Here is a 23,859-nt window from a genome sequence, read left to right on the forward strand (position 1 = left end):
AACTCACCATGTCTGTGCTCATTACAGGTGGCCTCGGCCACGTAGGTTCCTGGGTCGCCTATCTGCTCGCTAAGCAAGGCAAGAAAGTCATCATCTGCGACATGGCAGCCAACCACTTTGAACGTATGGGTCTGAATTATCTTGAGGAGGTACGTGACCAGCTCATACTCGAAAGTGTCGACATGCTTGATTACCACAGCGTCTTCGAGGTCCTGCTCCGTCACCGAGATGAACTGGAAGGCGTAATCCACAGTGTTTCGGTTATTGCCGGCCCTTATTTCCAGGAGCATCCCTTCAAGCATCTTTCGATCAACGCCATGGGCACGTTGAACGTCTATGAAACCTGTAGAATCCTGGGGATCCAGAAAGTAGTAAACATGAGCTCAGGTGCCGTCTACGGTGATGCTCAAGGGCCACAGCACGAAGACACCCCCTACAAGGCCACGGACCTCTACGGCGCATCAAAGATTTCTGGCGAACTGTACGGTTTGCAATATAGCGATACCTACGGCATGGATATTCGTAACGCAAGGCTATTCTTTGTCTATGGGCCGGGTAAACGTCCTTCGCACATGCACAAGGTCTACCAAGGTTTGTTCGGCCCATTGGAGGGCCTCGACAACATCCAAGCGCCCAACGGATCGGAACAGAGCTTGGATTGGACGCATGTTTATGACACCGCCTCGGGAATCATCAAGCTTTTTGAAGCAGAGCAGGTTACCCACCGAAACTTCAATATTTCAAGCGGCGTACCGGTCGACCACCTCAAGATTGTCGAAGAGGTGGCATCCGTCGTCGGCAAAAAAACGAATGTCAAGCTGGGGCCAGGGCCGTTTGTTGTCAGAGGCTCGCCGCTGGATATTTCACGCGCCCGAAAGGAACTTGGCTTCGAACCCCGCTTCACCGATATCCGGGAGGGCATTGAAGATTACTACAAGTGGTTACAAGCCGCACAAACTTAATAAATTTCGCATAATCGTTTCGCTAAACCCAGTGGGTCATCGCCCACTGGGAAGCTCAACAGTGTCCGGTCGAAGCGTTATCGTTTGGGCTTGATCAAGGCGTCACCTGCACACACGCCCTCCCCGACCGAACGTACGAACACGGGGTTGAGATCGAGCTCGGCAAATTCGCCAGCGCAGTCAACTGCCATGGCCGAAACCCGAACCAGAAGATCGGCCAGGGCGTTCACGTCGGCCTTGGGCCGCCCGCGGGCGCCGTCGAGAATGGCGAAGCCCTTCAGCTCTCCAATCATCCGCTGGGCCTCGACCGGGGTGACCGGCGCCAGGCGAAAGCTAACATCGCGAGTGACCTCCGCGAAGACACCACCGAATCAGACCATTACCGCCGGGCCGAACAGCGGATCGTTGATGGCGCCGACGATAAGTTCGGTGCCCCCCGCGAGCATTTCCGTATCCGGCCGGTGAACACACCTTTCGCTGAGCCCCGACTTCGATGACGGTAGGTGTCCATCTATTGCTTAGTGGACACCTACCATGAGTGAGTTAAGCGTATGGGAGGCGCCTCGAAAGCGCCGCCGCTTTACAGCCGAGTTCAAGGCCATGATCGTCGAAGCGTGCCAACAACCCGGTGCCTCAGTGGCCGGCATCGCGTTGGAGCATGCCCTGAACGCCAATCTGGTCCATAAGTGGATCCGTGAGGCTCGGCGGTCGGCGCCGGTAAGTGATACTCCGGCGTTTGTTCCAGTGCCGATGGCAAGCACCGCCACACCCGCGGCGGGCCAGCATCGGGAAACCGAGCGTATTCGCCTTTCACTGCCGAGCCCCAAAGGCACGGTGACCATCGAATGGCCGGTGTCCGATGCGCAGAGCTGTCGGGCGCTGCTTCGGGATCTGCTGTCGTGATCCGTATCGACGAGATCTGGTTGGCCACCGAGCCGTTGGACATGCGCGCCGGTCCCGATACCGCCCTGGCTCGGGTGGTCAAGGTATTCGGTACCGCCCGGCCGCACTGCGCCTATCTGTTCGCCAACCGGCGCGGCAACCGCATGAAAGTGCTGATCCACGATGGCCTGGGGGTCTGGCTCTGTGCGCGCCGGCTCAATCAAGGCAAGTTCCATTGGGCCGGCAACTGGCACGGCGACCGGGTGGAACTGTCGCCGGAGCAAGTGACGGCACTGGTCCAGGGCCTGCCCTGGCAGCGCATCGGCCCGGCGGGGGCCATTTCGGTGCTGTAAGCCTCGTCGGCACATAAGGCGAACCCTGGCCATTCGATGATCCGCGCATCCCCTTGCCGCCGGCGGACTGGCATAATCGCCGGATGAACATGCCGCCCGACCTGTCTCAACTCTCTCCCGATCAGCTCCGCCACCTGGCGGCAACGCTGATGGCGCAGGTCGAGGAAAAGGATCGGGCGCTGGCACAGAGCCAAGAAACGCTACGCCACACCGAGCAGGTCAACCAGAAGCTGACCTATGAACTGGCGCTGCTCAAGCGCCACGCTTTCGGCAAGCGCAGCGAACAGCTCAACGTCTTGCAGATCAGCCTGCTGGACGAGGTGGTGGATGCCGACATTGCTGCCATCGAGGCCGAGTTGGAAGAACTCGCTACCCCGGCGACGGTGCCCGCCACCAAGCAAAAGCCCAAACGCCAGCCCGTGCCCGATGACCTGCCGCGTGTCGAGATCCGACACGAGCCCGACAGCGAGCACTGCACGTGCGGCTGCCAGCGGCGGCGCATTGGCGAGGAGATCAGCGAGAAGCTCGACTACACGCCAGGCGTGTTTACCGTCGAGCGGCATATCCGCGGCAAGTGGGTCTGCGACGCGTGCGAAACGCTGACCCAGGCACCGATGCCGGCCCACGTGATCGACAAGGGCCTCCCCACCTCGGGGTTGCTGGCCCAGGTGATGATCGCCAAGTATGCCGACCATCAGCCGCTCTACCGCCAGTCACAGATCTTTGCCCGCGCTGGGGTGGAGATCCCACGCTCCACCCTGGCGGAATGGATCGGCATCTGTGGCGTGCGACTGCAGCCGCTGATCGATGCCCTGCGCGAAACCCTGCTCACCGAACCGATACTGCATGCCGATGAAACGCCGGTGCCGATGCTGGCTCCGGGCAAGAAAAAGACGCACAGGGCCTACCTCTGGGCCTATGCCACCACGCCCTACGCCGGATTGAAGGCGGTAATCTACGACTTCGCGCCCGGCCGCAGCGGCCAACATGCCCGGGACTTCCTCGGCGAGTGGAAGGGCAAGCTAGTCTGCGACGATTACGGCGGTTACAAGCAGAGCTTTACCAACGGCGTGACTGAGATCGGCTGCATGGCCCACGCCCGGCGCAAGTTCGTCGACCTGCACGTGGCCGGCAAGAGCCAGATTGCCGAGCAGGCCATTGAGCTGATCGGCCAGCTCTACCAGATAGAGCGTGAGGCTCAGCCGCTGAGCGCGGAAGAACGCCAACAGCTACGTGACACCCGAGCGAGGCCTATCGCTGACACGCTGCACCGATGGATGCTGGCTCACCGCGAGAAGGTACCCAACGGCTCAGCAACGGCGAAAGCGTTGGACTACAGCCTGAAACGCTGGGCGGCGCTGACACGCTACCTGGACGACGGCGGGTTGCCGATCGACAACAACCGAGTCGAGAACCTAATTCGCCCCTGGGCACTCGGGCGTAGCAACTGGCTATTTGCCGGCTCACTGCGCAGCGGCCAGCGCGCCGCCAACATTATGAGCCTGATCCAGTCTGCCAAGCTGAACGGTCATGAACCGCATGCCTACCTGAAAGACGTGCTGGCTCGGCTGCCGACGCAGAAGGCCAGCCAGATCCACGAACTCCTACCTCAGCACTGGAAACCGGTCGACTGATCACTCGCAAAGGGTGATGGCCGGGCGCTTACGCATTTCCTGCACCAGCACGCCATCGAGCAGCGCCTCGGGCGCATATCGGGTGGCGTTATGCATGATCTCGTCGAAGACCTCGCCCACCGTCTCGGTATCGGGAATGCCGATTCGCACACCACCGGCCTCGGTCTTGTGCGGGATCTGCGACGACTGAATTTTCATGGCCACGGGCAAGCCGATCTCCGCCGCCAGCGCCTGCGCCTCCTCCCGCGTAGTCGCCAACCGTTCGCGGGTAACCGGAATCCCGTACTGTGCCAGCAGCCGCTTGGATTCGAATTCAGTCAGGTCATGCTGACGTCCGGTCAGTAGCACCTGCGCCTCCGGTTGGTTGATGCGCAGCGGTTGTTTATCCTCGTCCAGGTCCAACCGTTGCTTGGCCCTAGCGTACTCCCATAGCGCGCCGGCGCCGCGAGCACACCGCACCGGTGAGCCGTAGCGGGGAATGCGGGCATCGTCCAAGATTTGGTAGGCCTCCGCATTGGCACGCTCATCTGCATTCCAGGCGACCAAAATGGGGATCTGATACTGCTCGGAGATACGCACCACTTCGCGCGCCAGCTCAGCGGCCAAAGCCCCGCTGGCGGCGGCGAGCGCCAGGGCGATCATGTTGACGTTCGGATCATCTGCCAGTCGTTGCAGCGTCACCTTGAGCAGCTGTGCATCAGAGAGCAAGGCAGCGGTAACATCCAGCGGATTGGCCACGGCGGCGAAATCGGGTAGTGCCTCCTTGAGCGCCATGACTGTCTGCGGCGTGAGCTCGGGCAGGGCAAGACCAACATCCGCGGCACGATCCGCCATGGCGATACCAGCGCCACCTGAGATGGTCACCACCGCCAGCCGATTGCCCTTGGGTAGCCGTCCCGGTAGCAGCGCCTTGGCGCAGTCGGCAAGGTCGCCGACATCGTTGGCTTCAACGATCCCGACCTGCTTGAAGGCAGCCCGATAGAGAGCCATCGCGCCGCCCAGGTTGGCCGTATGCGAAGCCGCTGCCTTGGCGCCGGCCTCGGAGGTGCCGACTTTCCAGATGACGATGGGCTTGCCGGCGCGCAGCGCTCGGGTGCCGATGTCGACCAGCCGATGCGCATCCTGAAAGCCTTCCACGTAGCCGGCGATGACCTTGGTTTCCGAATCGTCGATCAGGGCCTCGAAAAGATCCAATGTGGTGGTCACTGATTCGTTGCCGGTGGAGAGATAACGTCGGAAGCCAAGGCCTTCCTCACTGGCGAGCATCAGGATGGAATTACCAAAGGCGCCACTCTGCGAAGTCAGGCTCACCCCACCCTTGGGGAAACTCATGGCATAGGGGGCACCGAAGCCGACGTGGATTCCATCGGCGATGTTCATGTAGCCCTGGCAATTGGGTCCGAGGATCTGCATGCCATAGCGGCGGGCGGTTTCGCTCACCTCGCGCTGGGCGGCACGGCCTTCCTCGCCAGCCTCGGCGAACCCCGAAGAGAGAATGACGGCGAATGGCGAACCTTTTTCTCCCAAGGCTCGCACGGCCTCAGGGACTCGCTTTGCGGCGACGGCGATTACCGCCACGTCCGGCGCCTCGGGCAGTGAGTCGATATCCGGGTAACAGCGGTAGCCCGCCACCTCGTCGTAGCGCGGGTTCACCGGGTATAACTGCCCGGCGTAGCCTTTGGCCTTCAAGTGGGCGATGGGCTGGCCATTGATTGAATCGAGATTCTGCGAAGCGCCGATGACCGCTATCGAGCGTGGATTGAACAGCTGATCGATCTTCATTGGCCCTTTGCCTCCGCTTCCTTCAAGGTGAGCTTGGCGATGTTGAGCTGATGGATCTGGCTGGTTCCCTCATAGAGGCGGAACAGCCGTACATCCCGGTACCAACGCTCGATGGAGGCGTAGTCGGCGACATACTCATAGCCGCCAAACATCTGCACGCAGCGGTCCGCCACGCGGCCGCACATCTCGGTTGCGTAGTACTTGCACATGGATGCCTCGAGGGCGATGTCCTCGCCTTGGTCGCGGCGCCGGGCGGTGTCCAGAATCATCGAGCGGGCGGCAAAGATCTCGGTGCGGCAGTCGGCAATCATGCTCTGCACCAGCTGAAAATTGGCCACCGGCTGGCCGAATTGCTCGCGTTTTCTGGTGAAGGCGATGGCCTCGTCCAGCATGCGAATGGCGGGCCCCGTGGACAAAGCGGCCAGGTGGATGCGCTGCTTGTTCAGGGTCTTCATGATGGTCATGAAACCCAGCCCCTCTTCTCCACCGATGAGGTTGGCCGCCGGCACATGGCAATCCGCGAAGTACACTTCACCCACCGGCGAGCCGGCCTGCCCCATCTTGCGGTAAGCGGGGTCTGTCGACAGACCCGGGGTGTTGCGCTCGACAATGAAAGCGGACAGGCCTCGATGCCTTTGCTGTCCGGATCGGTACGCGCCAGCACGGTTAACAGACCGGCGATGGGGGCGTTGGTCATAAAGCACTTCTTGCCGTTGAGGGAGTAATAGTCACCTTCACGGCGCGCGCTGGTCTGGATATTGGTGGCTTCGGAGCCAGCCTCCGGCTCCGTGACCGCCAACGCCCCGGTAAGCTCACCGCTGGCGAGAAGCGGCAGGTAGCCGCGTTTCTGGTCCTCAGTACCGTCTGCCACGATGCCTTCCGAGCCGATGCCGGTATTAGTGCCAACCCTGGCGCGAACTGTATAGAACGACAGGCCGCATACGGGACTCACCATGACACTGGCAAAGCTCATTCCGGCTCATCCTGAATCTCCAAGACTCGAGCTGCCCTACCCGCTGGCCCTCGGTCGCGCTGGTCTCTCCGGCTTCCCGAGCCCGACGCAGGACTACGAGGGACGCGTACTCGATCTCAACGAACGCTTCGTAAAGCGCTCCTCCGCCACGCTCTTCCTCACGGTAACAGACGACGGCATGGTCAAGCTGGGCATCAATGAGGGCGATACCCTAGTGGTCGATCGTTCGATCTCCGTCCCGGTCACACATTATCGTCGCTATAGTTGACGGCGAGATAACGGTGAAGCGTTACGAGGTGCACGGCAACGTGCCTGCCTCTGTTCCGGTATCCCCGTTACGCGCGATTCCGCTTGTCGACCTGGATTGCCAGGTATGGGGCGTGGTGCGCTCGGTCATTCCCGAGTACACGGTATGATCGGCCTGGTGGACTGTAATTCGTTCTACGTTGGCTGTGAGCGGGTATTCCGTCCGGATCTGGTGGGGCGCCCCGTCGGTGTGATGTCGAACAACAATGGTTGCGTGATCGCGCTCTCCAACGAGCTCAAGGCAACCGGTATCACCATGGGCACGCCGGCAATCGAGAACCAGCACCTGGTGCGCCAGGGCCGCATCCATCTCCTCTCGAGTAACTACAAGCTCTTTGGTGACATTAGCCAGTGCGTGCAGTCGGTACTCGAGGAGTTCTCGCCTGGCGTGGAGCCCTATAGCATCGACGAGATGGTCGACCGCTTCGGCGGTTTCACGCCTGATCAGATGCTCGAGCACGCCCGACAGTTGCATGATCGGGTGCGCCAGTACCCCGGCATTTCGGTTTGCGTCGGTGTTGCCCCACGCGCACCTTAGCCAAGTTTGCCAACCGAGCCGCAAAAAGATCCCCGCCTATCGAGGAGTGTGTGCTCAAGGCTGACAGCGCCTAAACCCGAGCGTTGCTGCTGAAGTTCAAATTGGGCGACCTCTGGGGCGTTGGCCGGCGGCAGGTGGAACGCCTTGCCGTGCTCGGCATCCGTACCGGCTGGGATCTCGCCCAGGCCGATCCCAAGCGGATCCCCCGGCAGTTCAGCGTCACGCTCGAGCGCACCGCCTTGGAGCTGCGCGGCATCAGCTGTATCGAGTCGAAGGACTTTCACGAACCACGGCAGCGCATCATGACCAGCCGATCGTTCGGCAAGCTGACCGACAACTTGGGAGAGATCAGAGTAGCCATGCGACAGTACGACCAGCGCGGCGCCGAGAAGCTGCGCAGCCATGGCAGCCTGGTTCGCGCCGTGCCGGTATTTCTCAAAACCAATCCGTTCCGCCAGGATCTGCCACAGTACTCGCCCAGCCTGGTGGTCGAGCTGCCCCGCCCCACCGACGACAGCCGCGAGATCCTACACGCCGCCGGCCACGCTCTGCAGCGCATCTATCGCAAAGGTTTCTACCAGAAGGGTGGCGTGATGCTGCTCGATTTGGTCGACGCCAGCCGGCAGCAGCTCTCGCTGCTCGACACACTTCAGAGCGACGCCGAGCGGCAGCGTAGTGCCAAGCTGATGGGTGTGATGGATGAACTGAACGCGCCAGGATTGGCCGCAGTACGGTGAAGCTCGGTACACCCAGCCCAGGAGCGGCGTGGCATCTGCGCTGTGCCAACATCACGCAGCGCTACTCGACGCGTTGGGACGAGCTTCCGATTGCTCCAGCCAAATAAAAGAGCCCTGGCAGCTACCAGGGCAGGCGCGATGAGACGCGATATTTTGGCGAATCCATAGAGAACGCGAATTCAAAGCGTTTCCCGCAGGGGGAAACCAGCCATGGGGAGCCTTACGCCGAGTCGGCCTGCAGAAAGAAGCCCGGCCACTGGGGCCGGGCTTGCAATCGACGCTTCCTTATCCAACCTACCTTGGGCTTCCTGCCCAAGCATCCTTGGTTCAGAGCGTTCCATCGCTCGGCCTTCCCTGTAGGGCTCTCCCTAGCCCGTTAAATACAATGATAGTCGCTATGAGTGAAGAACGGGTTGATACAGGATAAGGCGCAGTGTAAGAATTTTTCCCGGCATTTGTAGGAAATCGCTTACAAGCACTCAGGCGGAGTTGATCAAACCTGCATCCTCATCATTCCCGGGCCGGTTCACGGCCCTGTTCACCACCCAATGGTCGATCAGTGACGCATCCAAGTGACGCACGGCATTGCGAATCGTTTCGCGATCGGTCAGGTCGGGATCGAGCCACGGCTCAAGGCTCGCGTCGTCGAGTATCAGCGGCATCCTGTCGTGAACCTCGGCAGCACTGCCTCGGGCGGGCTCGGTGAGAATGGCGCAACCCCGCGAGCCATCTTCCCTCTCTGCGTAGATACCGGCGAAAGCGATCGGCTCGCAATCGATGCGGGTAATGTAGTGCAGTTGTTTACCAGTCTCGGTCGCCAACCACTCGAACCAACCATCGGCGGGAATCAGGCAGCGCTGCCGCGCGAAAGCGTGCTTGAAGTAGCCACTGGTGGCTACCGTCTCGACGCGGGCATTGATCGGCTGTGCCGCCTTTCCCTTCGCCCATTTCGGCCGGCATCCCCACCAGAAATCGAGCTGTTCAGGCAGCGCGTCGTGTACCACCTGCCGAAACCCGGTGATCCAGGTGCCCGGCGGAATATTGTAGCGAGCCGGTGGTCCTTCCTCGGCCACGACGACACCTAGCCGCCGGGCTAGCTTGGGGTAGGCGTCATAGGAAGCAAAGCGGCCACACATACTTGGTATCCAGCGTAAACCTATGCCATCCGGTCTGGCCGGAGCTTGTCGCGCCAATCAAGCCAATCTGTTTCGAACGCAACCGGACCATGCTCATCATCGACAACTGGAATGGCTGCGCCGCGCAGATAGCGCATGAAGGGGTCTTGGATCGCATCGGGCAGGTCTCGGATCCTGACGTAGCGCGTCCCCGCAGGGGTGCTGTGAATGGGGATGTCATCCCCCTGCGCATGACCGCCAGGCTCATGCTCGGATGCTTCCCAGCCCTCTTCACCCACGGGCTCGAGCGACTCATCGTAATGGTGAACAGAGCCCTTCAGCCTCTCTAAAGGGTGACCACGGCAGAGAGAGGTTTCCTCGGCCACGCCGACTAACCTAGCCTCCCACTCGTCATCATCACTTTCAAATATCAGTACATCCAGCCTTGTCGCAAGGATCTCCTTCACGAATTTTGCGATAGTGAACTTTTCGTGCAGCGTCAGTACGATGGGGCCGTTTTTCCCCCTGATCTCAAAGTCAGGCAGATCCAACTGCTTAGAGAGCGCGTACTGTGTATTCTCGATGGCTTCATCGAGCGGCATGCCGCCAAGCGCTGCCAAGATGTTTTGATACCGGTGCATTGCCCTATCCTCTCGAGAAAGCAACCTTCGTTTACCATACAGCATGGCGCCAAACCGGTGGCCGTGCCATGTTGGTCACGTGACCGTGACCATCTCAAAACAGGATGTGGCCCATGGCAGACCCCAACGTTATTGAAAAGGATACAGAGGCTGTACTGGATGCCGCCGCGCAGATCTGCGGCTCTAGAGCCCAGGCCCGCACCTGGTTCCACCACGAGCCGATTGATGTATTCGACTACCGAACCGCTGAACAGCTAGTGGCTGACGGCCGTACCGCAATTCTGTGCCGTTACCTGCAATCGCTGGAAGCCGGCTTTCTTGGATGACGATAAAGGGTAAGGGGAACGATGAGTATCAAGGACAAGCCCACCACGGGGATACAGGTAGCCGTAACGATCTTGGAAAAGTGGGGTGCCACCGTTGAGCAGGGCACAGCGATCTTACGCGTCTCTCCCGAAACCTATGCCCAGGCAAAGCAGCAAAAACCGGAATGGCAGGTCACTCTGGATGAGGATCAGCTTGCCCGCATCAGCTACGTGCTGAATATTCATGCGGCGCTACGAGTACTGTTTGACAATCCTGACAACCTGTATGGCTTCATGGCGATGCCCAATTACAACGAAGGCTTCGATGGCCGCTCAGCCCTGGAAGTCATCGCTTGCGGTGACATCGGCACGCTTCGCGAGACGTGGCTACGCGTGAACATGGAGCGCCCAGCGATCATGAAGGCAGAGTTAACTTGTAAGCTGGGTTACTGGCCAGCGATCATCTCACAGTATGCCGAAGCATACCGTTCGGCGGTTAAGGCCGAGGCCACTGATAGCCAGGGCCCGACTCGTGACGACTTGGCCGCAGGGCAGTGTATTCCCAGTTGCTGGGCTGCGCATCCACCGCCACGTTGAACACGTGCCCCGAGGCTTTCTCAGGTAGCAGGGTGCCGCTCGCAGCAAAGTTGCCTTCATAGTTGTGGACCCGCACCCGAGCACCGCTCGCAAAGCGCGTTCCAGGTACCGATGGGTCGTATCGCCAAGCGACCATTTGGATGTTGTGATCTGAGAAAAAGTGCTTAAGCAGCTCCAACGTCCTGCGCTATAAAGATCTATGAGAACTCGCCGCACTCGATCTTTGCCAACACTTGGCGTACCAGCTGCCGCCCCCGAAAGGTATCAAGCAGATCGGCAGGACGTGCGCCAGATAGTGCCGGAATCTCACAGCTCAACCATTCAAGGGCTATCTTCTCATCCTCGAATACGTGAACGGCATAGCGCATCACACTCAAGGCATCGAGCTCCTCACTGTCCTTCATCTCACTTACCAGTACTCCACTTCGTTAGCGGTTGTCCGAAGATCGGTCGCTTGTTAGTCTCCCAAACGCTCAGGATGCGCTGACTGAAAACTTCCCGACGCTCTTCTCGCACAAAATACTGCTTCATGGCCTCACGCATTAGCAATTGTGCCGAGATAGTGACCTTCCCCCTAGTAACCGGTCCACCGCCATTTTGAGATTTCCGCTACGTCTATCATGATAGCAGGAGATCTCGCGATGAAGCGTAACCGACATACCGAAGAGCAAATTATCAGCATTCTCAAGGCCAACGAGCGCGGCGTCTCGATCGCCGAGTTGGCCCGGCAGAACGGCGTGATCGAGCAGACCATCTACCGCTGGAAGGCCAATTACAGCGGCATGGAGGTTCCGGAGGCCAAGCGCCTGCGCGAGCTGGAAACCGTGAATACTCCGACTGAAGAAGCTGTTGGCGGAAAGCGCCCCGACAATGCCGCGCTCAAGGAGATCGTTTCGGGAAAGTGGTGAAGCCCAAAGCGAAGCGGTGTGTGGTGAAGCACCTGGTGACAGGCGCCTCGCTGGCTCAGCCAGCGAGGCGCCTGCCGGTTGCTGGGCCTGGCCAGATCAGTGGCTCGATACCAGGCCATACCGCGTGCCCATGAGCCGCTTCGGTCACGCCTGCAAGCCTTGGCGACCTGCTATCCCCGTTACAGCTACTTGCTGCTACACGCACTGTTGCGTCAGGAGGGCTTGGTGATCAATTGCAAGCGTACCTACCGGCTGTATTGTGAACATGCCTTCAAGTTCGGACCGGCGGCGCAAGCGGCTGATCCGGCCAAGGGCACCGATGCCACTACCCGACAGGCCCAACCAGCGCTGGTCGATGGACTTCGTGTCGGCCAGTTGGCCTCGGGGCGTCGATTTCGCGTGCTGAACATCGTGGACGACTTCAGCCGATAGTGTGTCGGGCAACTGACGGACACGTCCATTTCAGGACGTCGGCTGGCCCGGTTCTTGGATGAGATCGCGCAGCAGCGCTCATTGCCAGCCTCGATTGTTTGTGACAAAGGGCCGGAGTTGACCAGCAGGGCAATGTTCTTCTGGGCGCGTGAAGGTGACGCTGGCGTTCATCCAGCCGGGCAAGCCGACGCAGAATGCATACATCGAGAGCGTCAACGGCAAGCTCCGAGACGGCTGTCTCGATCAGCACTGGTTCTTGAGCCTGGCAGATGCACGACACGAAATCACGCAATGGAGAACTCACTACAACCATGTCAGACCGCACACCTCGCTGGGCCACCTGCCACCGGTAGCATATGCCGAGCAGCGCGCATGAAGCAGCGGTTTCTCACATTGATGACGGACCTAAACCAGGGGGAAGGTCAGAGGAAGTCACTTCAGTACTCAGCACTCCTCAGCAGCTGCTCCACTGCCAAACAGATGGCGAGGAGTTGAGTCTCGTTCCGTGGGGGTCCTATCAACTGCATACCCACTGGCAATCCCTGCGCTGCTACAGGCACTGGAAGACTGGCAGCGCACAGACCAAGATAATTGGCAGGTTGAGTGTTTCGCGTCATATTGATCGCTTGAAGATAGGCCTGCTCATAATTTTCAAGGCTTGCAACGCTGGGGGCAGTGCTGGCAGTGGTCGGGCTGATCCATGCATCGACACCTTGAAAATATACCAGAGCCCGAAGACTGCTGCGTTTCCGTCGGGTTTCGACTTCGACAAGCCGCGTGGCTTCGATCTCAAGCCCCAATGAGGTTCTATGTCCGATCACTGGATCCATTAGATGTCGGTTGGCCTCGAAGCGCTCTCTTCCCAATGTACTGAGCAAATGCACGGGCATGCTGACCGGGAAGTACTGCTCCCGCTCGCTCGCTTCCGGTATGGAGATTTCTTGAATATTCACCCCGGCGGAGCGCAGCATATCCATTGCCTGAGACATGGGTTCTGCCACATCAGGCGTAAGATTCTCCCAGAAATATGAAGAGGGCAAACCCAGGGAAGTATTACCCAAAGGGGCAGGCGTGATGGAGCGAGACGGCTCACACTCCAACTGACGCATTATCTCTGTATAGGCTAAAGCAGCATCATGCGCGCTGCGGGTCAGCAAGCCGATCGTATCCAGATCGGGGGACAAGGGAAACACGCCTTGGTTCGACCACAACCCAAATGTCGTTTTCAGGCCGAAAATTCCGCACAGCGCAGCAGGAACACGTACCGACCCCCCTGTATCAGTACCAATCGCCATGGCACAGAGGCCTGCCGCCATCGCTACCCCTGCCCCCGAGCTGGAACCCCCAGGGATACGATGCTCCTTGTGATCACAGGGGTTGCGTGGTGTGCCGCGCGGCTGCGACACGCCAGTTATGCCGAACGCAAATTCCACCATGCGAGTCTTGCCCAACAGCACACAACCTGCCTCGCGCAAGGCCTGGATAAACGGTCCTTCGCAAGGGTCCATAATGCCAGAGACATCAATATTCGAACCGGCAGTCATCGGCATCCCCTTGACCGTGAACAGATCCTTGACGCTGATCGGCAGCCCCATCAACGGTCCCAGGTCTGTACCGGCGGCAAGCAACCGATCCATTGCCTTGGCGGTTTCCAATGCCTGTACCTCGGCGACGTACTCGTATGAACCTAAATAGGGATCCATGTGCTGGATCCTGGCGAGGTAAGCGTGCGTCATCTGTTCGGAAGTTATTTCTCCCGAACGAAGCATCTCTCCCGCGGCGCGCAGACTACCGGCATGGGCAACTGGGTCGACAGGCATCGAATCCATGGCAAGGTTCCTTCAGGTAGCAGATTGAAAGCGCCCAAGAGCTCGACATAACGTGATCATGGCAAGGTTCAGCGCGTCATCGTGGCTTGACTTCGATTGTTCAACAATCTATACCATTAACGAGAGAGGATGTCATCATGCCTAGAACAAACCACAAAAGGAATGAAGATAATGCTTTATAAACAGACGCTTAAAAAAGTCTCTACCGTTTTCGGCACAGTAGCTACCGCCTTTATTGTTCAACAATCTATCGTTCATGCTGCCGATTTACCCACAATCGAGTCAGGCACACTACTGATCGGCTCCGACATGACCTATCCGCCCTACATCCAAATTGAAGATGGGGAGCCAGCCGGATTTGAGGTTGAGTTCATGAATGCTGTAGCAGAGCATATGGGCCTCGAGCCAGAGTATGTTGATACACGCTTTGCCCAGTTAATTGTCGGTTTGCGCTCAAACCAGTTCGACGTTATCGCTTCTTTGCTCTATATAACCCCCGAGCGAGCAGAAGTGATCGACTATGTACCTCACACCCAGACTGGCTCATCTATACTTACGGCTATAGATTTCGCTGATTCTCCCAGCGAGCCTCAAGAACTCTGCGGAATGCGTGTAAGCTCTATCCAGGGAGCCTCTTGGATACCCAAGCTGCAAAAGGTGTCGGACGAACACTGTGTCCCAAACGACCTAGGTACAATCGATATCCGCGAGTTCGCCACTGCACCCGAAGCCACTCAGGCAATCTTGTCGGGCGCTGTTGAAGCCCAGTTTGCCGATGCAGCCGTAGCCCAACTAGCCGTAGAGAAAAGAAATGGTGCGCTAAAAATTACTTCTGAAGAGTTAATTTACCCAATACCTGTGGGGCTCGGCATCAATACAGAGAATACTGAGCTGAAAGAAGCGATAGCTTCTGCCATCGAAAAAATGAAGGAGACCGGAGAGTACCAAGAAATCCTCTCGGCCTATAATCTCACCGCCCCCAATCAAGACGAAGTCGAATCCGCTCTCTCCGATAGTTAACCCATGTCTGCTCTCGCCCTGAAGGTCACCTTCAGGGCGAGAGATTCGTCAGAAAGAGAAATTGCATGAATTTCGATTGGGAATACTCATTTAGCCTTCTTGGCTATGGCCCGTTATGGCAAGCAACGTTGGTCGTCATCGCATTGAGTCTGCTTTCTTGGGGCATAGCTACCTCGCTGGGCTTCATCCTAGCGCTTGCCAAGCTATCGCAATATCGAACCCTGAGTCTGCCCGTTGCTGCTTATGTCTGGTTTTTCCGCAGCCTACCACTGCTCGTGCTGCTGATATTCGTCTACAATCTGCCTCAAGTCTTCCCTTGGATGCGCAGCTATCTCGGTAGCCCGTTCGTTGCAGGGTTGCTTGCTCTAGTGTTGAGCGAGACGGCTTACATGGCCGAGATCCATCGTGGCGGCTTGCTCTCTGTTCCAAATGGCCAGAGAGAAGCGGGTAAAGCACTGGGGATCAGCTATTCCGGCATCCAACGGTTCATTGTCATTCCTCAGGCTATTCGGGTGGCTCTGCCGACCCTCTCCAATCAATTCATAACCATCGTCAAGCTCACCTCGTTGGTGTCCGTGATATCGCTCGCCGAGATTCTCATGGTGGGTCAAAGGCTTTATACGCAGAACTTCAAGGTATTAGAAACCATGTTGATGGTTGCCTTGTTCTACGTGATGATAGTAACTGTCTTCGACAATCTGCTAAAGTTGGCTGAGCGAAACCTGGACGTCACACGTCGAAAGAATAACAACCGCCAACCGAATCATACTGCTACGGAACCCTGTACCAGCCTGCCAGAGAGCAATTCTCGCTCAACATCACAGCACATCCCAAAGCCCAGCCCTGAGCATAACGTGACTGTGGTCGACGCCAGAAACATCAGCAAAAGCTTCGACGGCATGCCTGTCCTGAAGAATGTCTCGCTGGAGGTTAGAAAAGGCGAAACTGTTTCCATCATCGGCCCTTCGGGTTCGGGCAAGACAACATTTATTCGCACCCTAAATGGCTTGGAAACACCCGATGAGGGGTACATCAAGCTGAATGGGGAATTGTCGTTCAGAAAAGACCCTAGCCAGCCAAACCTGAAAACCCAACTACCCCAAGGAAACCAAATCAAGAATATCGGTATGGTGTTTCAGCAGTTCAATCTGTTCCCCCATCGCTCAGTTCTGCAGAACGTTACCCTGGGGCCACGCTACCACCGCTTTGGCAGTGCCCAAGAACTTGAACAGGAAGCTTTATCGGTACTGGAGAAAGTGGGTATGCGCGAGCACGCCGACAAGTATCCACACCAGCTTTCCGGAGGCCAGCAGCAACGAGTCGCCATTGCCCGGGCTCTGGCGATGAAGCCGTCAATCATGTTGTTCGACGAACCGACCTCTGCCCTCGACCCTGAGCTAGTAGGGGAAGTTCTCAAGAATATAGAGTCATTGGCACGTGAAGGTATGACCATGATCATCGTTACACATGAGATGGCGTTCGCTCAGCGCATTTCTGACAGAGTAGTCTTCATGGAGGATGGGGCCATCGTGCATGCCGGCACGCCACCCGAGATATTTGAACATAGTGACGAACCACGCGTTAACCGCTTCCTTAGTGATTTCAACGCTGTTTAATCATTTTTAACCAATCTGGTGACCGTACAGGAAGGAAGCATCAGTATGGAAGCATGTGGCGAGAGCTCTCTATCAGATCTGATTGCGCTCAAGTTGAGGAACGCCATAATAACTGGCGAAATCACCCCCGGCACCGCGCTGGTCGAATCCAGGCTATGCAAGCAATATCAGGCCTCGCGCAACACCATCCGTGAGGCTCTTCGGCAACTTCGTTATGAAGGTCTTATCCAATATGTCCTGAACAAGGGTGCGCAGGTAAAGGTTCTAACCCTACCGGATATCCACGACATATACAGAGTCCGGCATACACTTGAATTGGCCGCTATCCAGCACAGCGCTTTTTCGAGGAAACGACATTTATTCGCTATCGATAAAATACTGAGTGAAGGGGAAGAAGCTGCACACAACAACCGTTGGAATGCAGTAGGAACCAGTAGCTTGTTCTTTCATCATGCCATCGTCGGATTATTGGAAAGCGAGAGACTAAATGCCTATTTCAACACTATTCTCGCGCAACTTCGGTTGATTTTTTCCATGTCCGATAATGAAAAGCAGTTTCAAGGGGGCTGGCTGGAGAAAGATCGTCAAATCTATATTCGGCTAGAGGCTGGCCAGCAGGCGGAAGCCGCTGATTTAATGAGGCTCTATCTGTACGAATCGGAAGCTTACGTAAGCGATATCGTGCTTGCTCATGCCCAGCGATAGCCTTTTACACGCTTTATATTGCATTATTGTCATAAACTAGGAGCTTCACCATGGCCAGCAAAGTCCCCGCTGCCTACCAGGCTACCCGTGGATCGATTCTGGAGATCGACAAGGTTTTTTACGACAGCTTGACGGAATCCAACGGCCGGCGCCGATTAGTGGCGACGCATACCGTGCCGATAAGAGACGGCCTGGCGTGGCCCGTGCCAGCAGGCCATGTATTTCGAATCAAGATCACAGAGGGATCCCAAGTTGGTGATTTCAATATGTGGAGCCTGCACAATCCGAGGGAGCGAATGTGGGCTTCACGTACTCGCCAACTACAACGGGCTCATGTAAGCACCTACGACAGGCTGTGGTCTACCCTACCCTACCTTCGCCCCATGGCGACAATTATCGACGACACCCTAGCCGAGTATGGAGTCGATACTGAAGGTGGGCGGGTACACGACCTGCTAGGCACTCGCTGCGATCCATATGTCAACCGCCTGCTCACAGGTGAGGACTTCGACTTCCACTGTCACTCCAATCTAGTCCGAGCGGTTGAGCCGTGGGGGTTGACTGAGTACGATGTGCACGATGTGCTGAATATCTTCCAATGCACAGGACTCAACGATGACGACCAATATTTCATGAAAGCCTGTCCAGCGCGTCAGGGCGACTATCTTGAATTCTTTGCCGAGATAGATTTGCTGTGTGCACTCTCCTGTTGCCCTGGGGGAGACCTCTCGGTGGATTTATGGGGACCTGAGGCGCATGACCCCCTGGAGACCTGTCATCCGCTAGGCATCGAAGTTTATGAGCTGGAGGATGAGTGCTTGGTCGGCTGGCAGCCTCCGAGCCCTGCTCCATACCAAGGGCGCCATGGACGCCGCGTTGATAAAATTGATTGGGCAGACATGAAGCAAAAACGAAAGGAGGCGGGTTCGAACGGAGTGTGACAGCCCGTCATTCAATGACTAACCGTATCTCTTAGAAAGCGGCGTTTTTTCGGGGCGGCGAGGACAGCACTGCTGCCAACTGCCGCCCTATATTTGAATACCCATCGGTAATGAACTGCACCCCGAAGGTTGGATTGGGGGTCCAACTATTGGGGGGTAAGATCATTCCTCTACTGCAGACACGCCCCGCAGCTAAGCTATACTTAATTGTCGGGTCCCGTGTGATTGACCATCCGCTTGGTAAATAACTCAGGCCGCTTGGCCTGCCATTCCTTCATCGCTGCGATCGGTGACTGATGGTGAAGCGCCTTCTGCGGGATATGGTGATTGTACAGCCAAGCGTAGCGTTTGAGGGTCTGTTCCAGATCTTCGCCTGAGGTATAGTGCCGGGTCGCCAGCACATCGCTGATGCGGCCGTTGAACCGTTCGACCATACCTTTCGTCTGGGGCCGTCCAGGCTTGATCAAGCGATGCTCAATGCCATGGGCCTGGCATTCCTGGTCGAAGGGGTGACGGCCGCTGGGCGTCCGCTCACCCGCCCGTGTGAAGCGATCGGTGAACGACTTGCCGTTGTCGGTGAGCACCGTCTGGATCTTGAAGGGTGCCTTCTCCTCCACCCGCTTCATGAACACCCTGGCATCGTTGGCAGACTGGCTGCGCCTGACCTCCAGATAGACCCAGCGCGTGGCACGGTCGATGGCGACGTACAGGTAGTGCTTCTACTCCTCGTCGGGCATCTGGGGCAGGTGCTTGATATCAATGTGTACATAGCCGGGTTCATAGTCCTTGAAGGGCTTGTGCCGGGGCTTGCCGTCATCTCCGACGTCCTGCCGAGCCAGTTCTGCCAGTGTCGGCACCTCACGCCGTTTGAGCATGCGATGCAGGCCCGAGCGAGACAACCGAGGGTGCAGGAACTCGCGCGCCACGACGAGCAGATCATCCAAGCCGAGTCGAAGGAATTCGCGTGCGGCAATGAGTACCTCCTCCTGCTCGGAAGTGAGCGTGGCCAGCAGGTTATGACGCGTGTGCGGTCGGTCATGGACATCGTCACGGTAGCGCCAACGTCGGATGGTGGCGGTGGATACGCCAAACTGGCGGGCCAACTCGCTATCCGTGATGCTGGAATGCTCTGCTTGGATATCGGCACGGATCTTCGGTGTCGTGGTCGCCTGCTTATGCAGCTTGATGTCCATGAACCTGCTCCCGGATGAATTACTGTAGAAGGCCTCTGGCTGCTAGCAGAGGATAACTTCTATAGGCGATTCGATCATCCGGGACCCTACACATAGGGAAGAGATCGAGGAGTATTCCCCTCTCTTGGCCGCCTAGTAGACAAAGGGCTTTCCCCAAGCATGTTGGATCACAACCAACTGGACACGTTGCTATGTCTCGCTCGAGTCTGCCCTTTCGGAGCATGGGGCCATCTCGCAAATACCGGTCGATCGCCTTACCGTTATGACCACAGGCCGTAAAGGGACGTATCGCACCCTTATGGAACTATAGAGTTTACTTATTACGGGACATTGGGCAACCTTTCAAGATGGCAACCCCTGAATCCGCCTGGGCCGTTCTTAAACGTGTAGGGCGAAATACCCATATGGTGAACGTTGAGGAGTTGTATGGCAAAGATTGAGCCTGGAGATTTTGCCCAGGTGTTGTACTTGGCAACACGGCAGGTCGGGGGTAAGGGGGCGCGCTTGGGCATCTGCTTTGCGGCGATGAAGTTCAGGTACTCAAGGCCGTTCTCGATGGAGGCCGCCCTGGATAGGGCGGCGACTGGCGTGAAAAAATTCTGAGTGGGTGCAGCTAGTCATTGTTGTCGGCTCAGACCTATGCCTTCGGGTCTTCTAGATAGCAAAGCTCTTGCCCGATGAAAATCACTGGATAAGGAATACCGTCATTCTCACGAATTGTGTCGCGAAAGTGCGCGAAGACATGGCCCGGTGGATAGCTGTCAATCAGTGCGTTCAGTCACTGTTCTAACGCCTCACGATCCTCAGCCCATGGGACTCCTGAATCAGGATAGATCCCCTTATCATTTAACGCTGGCTCAACCAAATCATCAAAAATCTGCAGAATTTGTGCTTTCTCAGTGGCCTTTTTAGCCATAATCACAACCTCCCGATAACATTAATCTTCCCAGGAGCAGACTAGGCGCTACGCTGGCAGCTCGTGCTGGATGGCATTAGGTTCCGCCCCCTCACGAGCGCCTCCGCGTTGTTCACCTCGAAACATCTCGATCATGGATTATACTGAATGATAGCTTGGTAGTCATAGCGACTTACCGACAAAAAATTCTTCATGCTGAGCTTGATCTTTTCCGGCCTACGGCATGAAATTCTGACCCTATGCCCATTCGGAACACAGCGTGTTCCGAATTGAGAAGCCCAGTTAATGAACCATATTCGGGCTAGTTCACGTGCAACATGCATAGCCGCGCCGACGATTCGGCAGCCAAATGAGGGGCTTCAGATGTCGCCCTGCTTGCAGAATAGGACTGGCGGAACGAGCCTGCTTCTATCCTTATAGGCCTTCGACAAATAACCATATCAATTCGAGAGACACTGTCTCTCGAATTGGTCGCAGGCCAAATCGACTTGTGGTGAACAGGCTAAAGTATCGATATCACGCCCGCACCTAGCTTTAAACACTGCAAACACCTGGAGCTGTCGCGTTTCGCTGGCGATCAGTAACTATCACCGCATGCCGCAGTCATGAACCCGCTCCTGCTATGTGGAGCGAGGGTTATCAAGCCTGTACGGGCAACTATTTGGCCAAACCGTTATGCCCCTTCGCATAAGCTACCGAATTGAAGATAAAGAAAAGCACTTTACAAGCAGAAGAAGGGCTGATAGCTTTTGGGTGTCGAGTCAAATTACTCGGCCGGGCGTGAGAACCCGAATTTCCAAGGCGCACCAGCGCCTACACAGTGAAGGCGCTTTTTTGTGGCCTTCACAAGTGTATATGGTGGCTGGTTGCGGGCAGGCTTCGGCCTGGCCGGTTCCCTTGGATGCCGGTTTCTCACCCCGTAGCCAGTCACCTCCAGTTGCGTGAGAACAATTGTTGGTGACTCCAAAAATCCAAGGAGCGTCACCAATGGCTACCCGCATACATCTCCCCCTCCGCAGCCGACGTGCGCGTGCTGCCGCCCACCGGGCGATGGCTTACGCCGCCTTCGCCTCCAATAGCAGCGAGCGTGTTCGCTACCATCGCTATCACGTCCACATGCGCAAGGCCGAGGCCCTGTCTCGCGCCGCCGATCTCGACGGGAGCGACGCCCCGTGGGAGGGGAACGCATGAACCTGCTCGCCGATACACAGACAACCCACGATGCGCTGCCGGAATCCGCCCGGATCTCTATCAACTCGGTCGAGCCCATAAAACGCATGGTGGCCGAGGCACTGGACCATCAGTTGTTGATCTTTGCCCAGACCCAGCAGGAATTCACGGTCAGCGATGTCCGGGATGCCCTGATTAACCTACCCGAGCTCGAGGGCCTGGATCCGGCCGTACTGCGTTACCGTGTCAGAGATCGACTCCGAACTCTGGAGCGACACGGGCTGGCCTACCGTGTAGGCGTACATGGCAAAAACCGGCCACTGTATCGCTTGCATCTTGAGGCCTCTCCTTCACCTGATGTCACCGAGCCCTCACCCAACCCTAATCTAGCCTCACCTCCATCCAACTCACTGGCGGATTACCTGAAGGAAGAACGCAAGCGGCTACGTACCGACATGCAGGTCATACTGGCCGAAGCAGATCATTACGACACTCTTCTCCAACGCTTTCCCGACGAGCGCGACCGTATCGCTCCGCTAATCACGCAGGCGCTCTCCCGCGGTGGTGAGCTTAAAGGCATGCTGGATGCCAATATCCGGCTGCGCAACGCACTGCTGGATGAGGAGCGTCGCGCATGAACTCAACGAGCTCCGAAGCTATCTCAAGGCAGCACCCGCTGCCCCTACGTCCCTGGCAGGCCGCTTGTCTTCAGCAAGCCCTGCAATCGCTGACGCCCCAAACGCCACATTTCCTGTGTCAGGCCACTCCGGGCGCGGGAAAGATGATGCTGGCTGCCGTACTTGCCGATGAACTCATGTCGAGAGGCGATATCGACTTCGTTCTCTATTTGGGTCCTACGCGAGCCGTCGTGGCACGGGCGGTCGAGACACTCTGTGAGGTCACCGGTCTGCCCATGCATGGCCGCCTGGGAGCTGCCGGCGGGGCCTACACGTATCATGCTCTGAATCATCGTTTGCAGGAGCTCAAGGCGCTGTGTCAGCAAGCTCGGGTCATGCTGATATGGGACGAAAGTCACCACGCCGCGGGTCGTGGCGAGGACGAACAGGACACCAGTAATCGCTGGGGGTTGGCCCTGTTGGCACTGGAACGTCATGTCCAGTACACCCTAGCGCTGTCAGGGACACCCTGGCGTACCGATGGCAGCTGCCTGCCGCTGCTTCGCTACGTAGAAAGTACCCAGGGAAAGCCACAGGCGCACCCTCTCCCAGCGGATGGTGAGTCAAGCGACGAGGCAGACCTGACCCACGCGCTCGTGCCGGATTTTGTCTACTCGCTGACAGAAGCCATTCGGGATCAGGTCTGTCGCTTGCCGCGCCTACAGTTGATCGACAATCCGGCGATCCAACTGACGGCCTACCATCCTCGCAGCGGGCGTCAGGAAACGCATCATTACAGCAGCATCCCTCACCTTCTGCGACACCCGACGATGCAGTACAGTCAGCTACTTCGACACAGCGAACCGATGACGCATCTGCTTGAGCGCAGCTGTCAGCAACTGAGGGCATTGCGTCAGCAGGACCCCGATGCAGCCGGGCTGGTCGTGGCATCTGACATCGCTCATGCCGAAGAGATTGCCGAATACCTGGAGGATCGTGGCGAGACCGTCTGCCTGGTCACCAGCCGCTCACCCGGCGCTCATGAGCGTCTCAGTCACTTTCGCGATACAAAGACACCCTGGTTGGTTGCGGTCGGAATGGTCAGCGAGGGAGTAGATATCCCTCGCCTGCGAGTGTGCTGTTATCTCAGCCATATCCGCACGGAACAGCGCTTTCGTCAGGTTTTGGGACGCATTATCCGCCGTGAGGGAATTGAGGACGCAGAATGCTACCTGTTTGCCCTCAATGAACCCTCGTTGCGTCATTTTGCCCGCCGCATCACGGATGACCTTCCCGATGATCTGGCTCATGTACAACTAGCGAGTCCCTCCTCATCCAAGCCTGCTGCAGATATCCCAGGCAACGCTGGGGACCCCGCGTCCGGAAATGGAGGGGCCAGTGACCTGGACGCTCAGTCGGCTCAGGACCCTGGACTTAATCCCGCTCGGATCCCATCGCCACATCTTAGCCTGAATGCGCTACCAACGTTGGGGTTACAGGTCGCCCCCGACGTCGAATTCTCCAACCAGTTCATTACTCGCTTGATTGCACTCCAGCTTTCTCATTCTTGAACGTCCTGATTTCGGCCTGGATGGAGCGCCGTCTCGGCCATGTTGGCGAGCAAGCAGGCTAGCACCGGGATGACCCCTGGACACATCGCGCAGCAAATTCTAGAGTTAACTGTATA

26 protein-coding genes and 3 pseudogenes are annotated in these 23,859 nt (G+C 57.4%); 19 read left to right on the plus strand and 10 right to left on the minus strand.

The window, feature by feature from the left end; translation table 11 throughout:
• The first annotated feature begins 8 nt into the window (after window positions 1-8).
• Window positions 9-962 (plus strand): NAD-dependent epimerase/dehydratase family protein, encoded by a 954-nt coding sequence (locus HNO52_RS11325; RefSeq protein ID WP_197565426.1) that lies wholly within the window; start codon window positions 9-11, stop codon window positions 960-962.
• Window positions 963-1,039: 77 nt separating this feature from the next.
• Here the strand turns inward: HNO52_RS11325 and HNO52_RS11330 are convergent.
• A pseudogene (locus tag HNO52_RS11330) lies at window positions 1,040-1,318 on the minus strand (acetate--CoA ligase family protein); the annotation flags it as partial.
• A gap of 178 nt (window positions 1,319-1,496) precedes the next feature.
• Here HNO52_RS11330 and tnpA point away from each other — a divergent pair.
• The 3 genes from tnpA (at window position 1,497) to tnpC (ending at window position 3,831) form a co-directional block, all read left to right on the plus strand.
• Window positions 1,497-1,865, plus strand: coding sequence for an IS66-like element accessory protein TnpA (gene tnpA / locus HNO52_RS11335; protein ID WP_197565427.1), 369 nt, complete (start codon window positions 1,497-1,499; stop codon window positions 1,863-1,865).
• Window positions 1,862-2,197 carry an IS66 family insertion sequence element accessory protein TnpB gene (tnpB, locus tag HNO52_RS11340; protein ID WP_197565428.1) on the plus strand — a complete coding sequence of 112 codons (336 nt, stop codon included), beginning with the start codon at window positions 1,862-1,864 and terminating at the stop codon, window positions 2,195-2,197. Before tnpA ends, tnpB begins: the two co-directional genes overlap by 4 nt.
• An 83-nt stretch (window positions 2,198-2,280) precedes the next feature.
• Window positions 2,281-3,831, plus strand: a complete 1,551-nt coding sequence (gene tnpC / locus HNO52_RS11345; protein WP_197565429.1) for an IS66 family transposase — start codon at window positions 2,281-2,283, stop codon at window positions 3,829-3,831.
• Here tnpC and HNO52_RS11350 read toward each other — a convergent pair whose 3' ends face one another.
• Genes HNO52_RS11350 through HNO52_RS11360 form a run of 3 tightly spaced genes read right to left on the minus strand, consistent with a single transcriptional unit; the run spans window position 3,832 to window position 6,586 of the window.
• Complete coding sequence (locus tag HNO52_RS11350; protein WP_197565430.1) at window positions 3,832-5,613, minus strand: acetate--CoA ligase family protein; 1,782 nt, start codon at window positions 5,611-5,613, stop codon at window positions 3,832-3,834. It abuts the gene before it with no gap.
• Window positions 5,610-6,077 (minus strand): acyl-CoA dehydrogenase family protein, encoded by a 468-nt coding sequence (locus HNO52_RS11355; RefSeq protein ID WP_197565431.1) that lies wholly within the window; start codon window positions 6,075-6,077, stop codon window positions 5,610-5,612. The genes HNO52_RS11350 and HNO52_RS11355 overlap by 4 nt, the downstream gene beginning before the upstream one ends.
• Entirely contained in the window at window positions 6,074-6,586 is a 513-nt protein-coding gene (locus HNO52_RS11360; RefSeq protein ID WP_197565432.1) for an acyl-CoA dehydrogenase family protein, read from the minus strand. Before HNO52_RS11360 ends, HNO52_RS11355 begins: the two co-directional genes overlap by 4 nt.
• On the opposite strand from HNO52_RS11360, the gene HNO52_RS11365 reads away from it, so the two are divergent.
• From HNO52_RS11365 to HNO52_RS21340, 5 genes are all read left to right on the plus strand, one after another.
• Window positions 6,567-6,854: a S24 family peptidase gene (locus tag HNO52_RS11365; protein WP_232090222.1), complete on the plus strand. Its 288-nt coding sequence runs from the start codon at window positions 6,567-6,569 to the stop codon at window positions 6,852-6,854. The two genes, HNO52_RS11360 and HNO52_RS11365, sit on opposite strands and share 20 nt — an antisense overlap.
• A gap of 13 nt (window positions 6,855-6,867) precedes the next feature.
• Window positions 6,868-7,002: a hypothetical protein gene (locus tag HNO52_RS21245; protein WP_269476058.1), complete on the plus strand. Its 135-nt coding sequence runs from the start codon at window positions 6,868-6,870 to the stop codon at window positions 7,000-7,002.
• Window positions 6,999-7,430, plus strand: coding sequence for a Y-family DNA polymerase (locus HNO52_RS21330; RefSeq protein WP_332107633.1), 432 nt, complete (start codon window positions 6,999-7,001; stop codon window positions 7,428-7,430). The genes HNO52_RS21245 and HNO52_RS21330 overlap by 4 nt, the downstream gene beginning before the upstream one ends.
• A 101-nt stretch (window positions 7,431-7,531) precedes the next feature.
• Window positions 7,532-8,167, plus strand: coding sequence for a DinB/UmuC family translesion DNA polymerase (locus tag HNO52_RS21335; protein WP_332107634.1), 636 nt, complete (start codon window positions 7,532-7,534; stop codon window positions 8,165-8,167).
• Entirely contained in the window at window positions 8,164-8,274 is a 111-nt protein-coding gene (locus HNO52_RS21340) for a DUF4113 domain-containing protein (protein ID WP_332107635.1), read from the plus strand. Before HNO52_RS21335 ends, HNO52_RS21340 begins: the two co-directional genes overlap by 4 nt.
• Window positions 8,275-8,646: 372 nt before the next feature.
• Here the strand turns inward: HNO52_RS21340 and HNO52_RS11375 are convergent, their stop codons facing one another.
• Together HNO52_RS11375 and HNO52_RS11380 are read right to left on the minus strand one after the other, a co-directional pair.
• Window positions 8,647-9,303 carry an SOS response-associated peptidase gene (locus HNO52_RS11375; RefSeq protein ID WP_197565433.1) on the minus strand — a complete coding sequence of 219 codons (657 nt, stop codon included), beginning with the start codon at window positions 9,301-9,303 and terminating at the stop codon, window positions 8,647-8,649.
• A 20-nt stretch (window positions 9,304-9,323) separates the two neighbouring features.
• A complete protein-coding gene (locus tag HNO52_RS11380) occupies window positions 9,324-9,923 on the minus strand; it encodes a hypothetical protein (protein ID WP_197565434.1) in 600 nt (199 codons plus the stop codon).
• Between the two features lie 113 nt (window positions 9,924-10,036).
• Between HNO52_RS11380 and HNO52_RS11385 the strand changes: the two genes are divergently transcribed.
• On the plus strand, window positions 10,037-10,249 hold the full coding sequence (locus HNO52_RS11385) for a hypothetical protein (protein ID WP_197565435.1): 213 nt from the start codon (window positions 10,037-10,039) through the stop codon (window positions 10,247-10,249).
• A 21-nt stretch (window positions 10,250-10,270) separates the two neighbouring features.
• Window positions 10,271-10,825 carry a hypothetical protein gene (locus HNO52_RS21065; RefSeq protein WP_232090224.1) on the plus strand — a complete coding sequence of 185 codons (555 nt, stop codon included), beginning with the start codon at window positions 10,271-10,273 and terminating at the stop codon, window positions 10,823-10,825.
• Between the two features lie 197 nt (window positions 10,826-11,022).
• Here HNO52_RS21065 and HNO52_RS11395 read toward each other — a convergent pair whose 3' ends face one another.
• Window positions 11,023-11,229, minus strand: coding sequence for an MbcA/ParS/Xre antitoxin family protein (locus HNO52_RS11395; protein ID WP_197565436.1), 207 nt, complete (start codon window positions 11,227-11,229; stop codon window positions 11,023-11,025).
• Window positions 11,230-11,466: 237 nt separating this feature from the next.
• On the opposite strand from HNO52_RS11395, the pseudogene HNO52_RS11400 reads away from it, so the two are divergent.
• Window positions 11,467-12,541: pseudogene (locus HNO52_RS11400) on the plus strand (IS3 family transposase).
• A gap of 61 nt (window positions 12,542-12,602) precedes the next feature.
• On the opposite strand, the gene HNO52_RS11405 reads toward HNO52_RS11400, so the two are convergent.
• On the minus strand, window positions 12,603-13,994 hold the full coding sequence (locus HNO52_RS11405) for an amidase (RefSeq protein WP_232090225.1): 1,392 nt from the start codon (window positions 13,992-13,994) through the stop codon (window positions 12,603-12,605).
• 129 nt (window positions 13,995-14,123) lie between these two features.
• Here HNO52_RS11405 and HNO52_RS11410 point away from each other — a divergent pair, with 129 nt between their 5' ends.
• From HNO52_RS11410 to HNO52_RS11425, 4 genes are all read left to right on the plus strand, one after another.
• Window positions 14,124-15,014, plus strand: a complete 891-nt coding sequence (locus HNO52_RS11410; RefSeq protein WP_232090227.1) for an ABC transporter substrate-binding protein — start codon at window positions 14,124-14,126, stop codon at window positions 15,012-15,014.
• Between the two features lie 65 nt (window positions 15,015-15,079).
• Window positions 15,080-16,630: an amino acid ABC transporter permease/ATP-binding protein gene (locus HNO52_RS21250; protein WP_197565437.1), complete on the plus strand. Its 1,551-nt coding sequence runs from the start codon at window positions 15,080-15,082 to the stop codon at window positions 16,628-16,630.
• A 45-nt stretch (window positions 16,631-16,675) separates the two neighbouring features.
• A complete protein-coding gene (locus HNO52_RS11420; RefSeq protein WP_197565438.1) occupies window positions 16,676-17,335 on the plus strand; it encodes a GntR family transcriptional regulator in 660 nt (219 codons plus the stop codon).
• Window positions 17,336-17,385: 50 nt separating this feature from the next.
• Complete coding sequence (locus HNO52_RS11425; RefSeq protein ID WP_197565439.1) at window positions 17,386-18,276, plus strand: urea carboxylase-associated family protein; 891 nt, start codon at window positions 17,386-17,388, stop codon at window positions 18,274-18,276.
• A gap of 203 nt (window positions 18,277-18,479) precedes the next feature.
• On the opposite strand, the pseudogene HNO52_RS11430 reads toward HNO52_RS11425, so the two are convergent.
• Window positions 18,480-19,469: pseudogene (locus HNO52_RS11430) on the minus strand (IS481 family transposase).
• A 778-nt stretch (window positions 19,470-20,247) separates the two neighbouring features.
• Window positions 20,248-20,385, minus strand: coding sequence for a hypothetical protein (locus tag HNO52_RS11435; RefSeq protein WP_197565440.1), 138 nt, complete (start codon window positions 20,383-20,385; stop codon window positions 20,248-20,250).
• Between the two features lie 987 nt (window positions 20,386-21,372).
• On the opposite strand from HNO52_RS11435, the gene HNO52_RS11440 reads away from it, so the two are divergent.
• Genes HNO52_RS11440 through HNO52_RS11450 form a run of 3 tightly spaced genes read left to right on the plus strand, consistent with a single transcriptional unit; the run spans window position 21,373 to window position 23,743 of the window.
• Window positions 21,373-21,576, plus strand: a complete 204-nt coding sequence (locus HNO52_RS11440; protein WP_197565441.1) for a hypothetical protein — start codon at window positions 21,373-21,375, stop codon at window positions 21,574-21,576.
• A complete protein-coding gene (locus HNO52_RS11445) occupies window positions 21,573-22,193 on the plus strand; it encodes a VspR family transcription factor (protein ID WP_197565442.1) in 621 nt (206 codons plus the stop codon). Before HNO52_RS11440 ends, HNO52_RS11445 begins: the two co-directional genes overlap by 4 nt.
• Complete coding sequence (locus HNO52_RS11450) at window positions 22,190-23,743, plus strand: DEAD/DEAH box helicase (protein ID WP_197565443.1); 1,554 nt, start codon at window positions 22,190-22,192, stop codon at window positions 23,741-23,743. Before HNO52_RS11445 ends, HNO52_RS11450 begins: the two co-directional genes overlap by 4 nt.
• Window positions 23,744-23,859 lie beyond the last annotated feature (116 nt).

This window comes from Halomonas sp. MCCC 1A13316 (assembly GCF_014931605.1).
In the GTDB taxonomy this organism is placed as follows: Bacteria; Pseudomonadota; Gammaproteobacteria; order Pseudomonadales; family Halomonadaceae; genus Halomonas.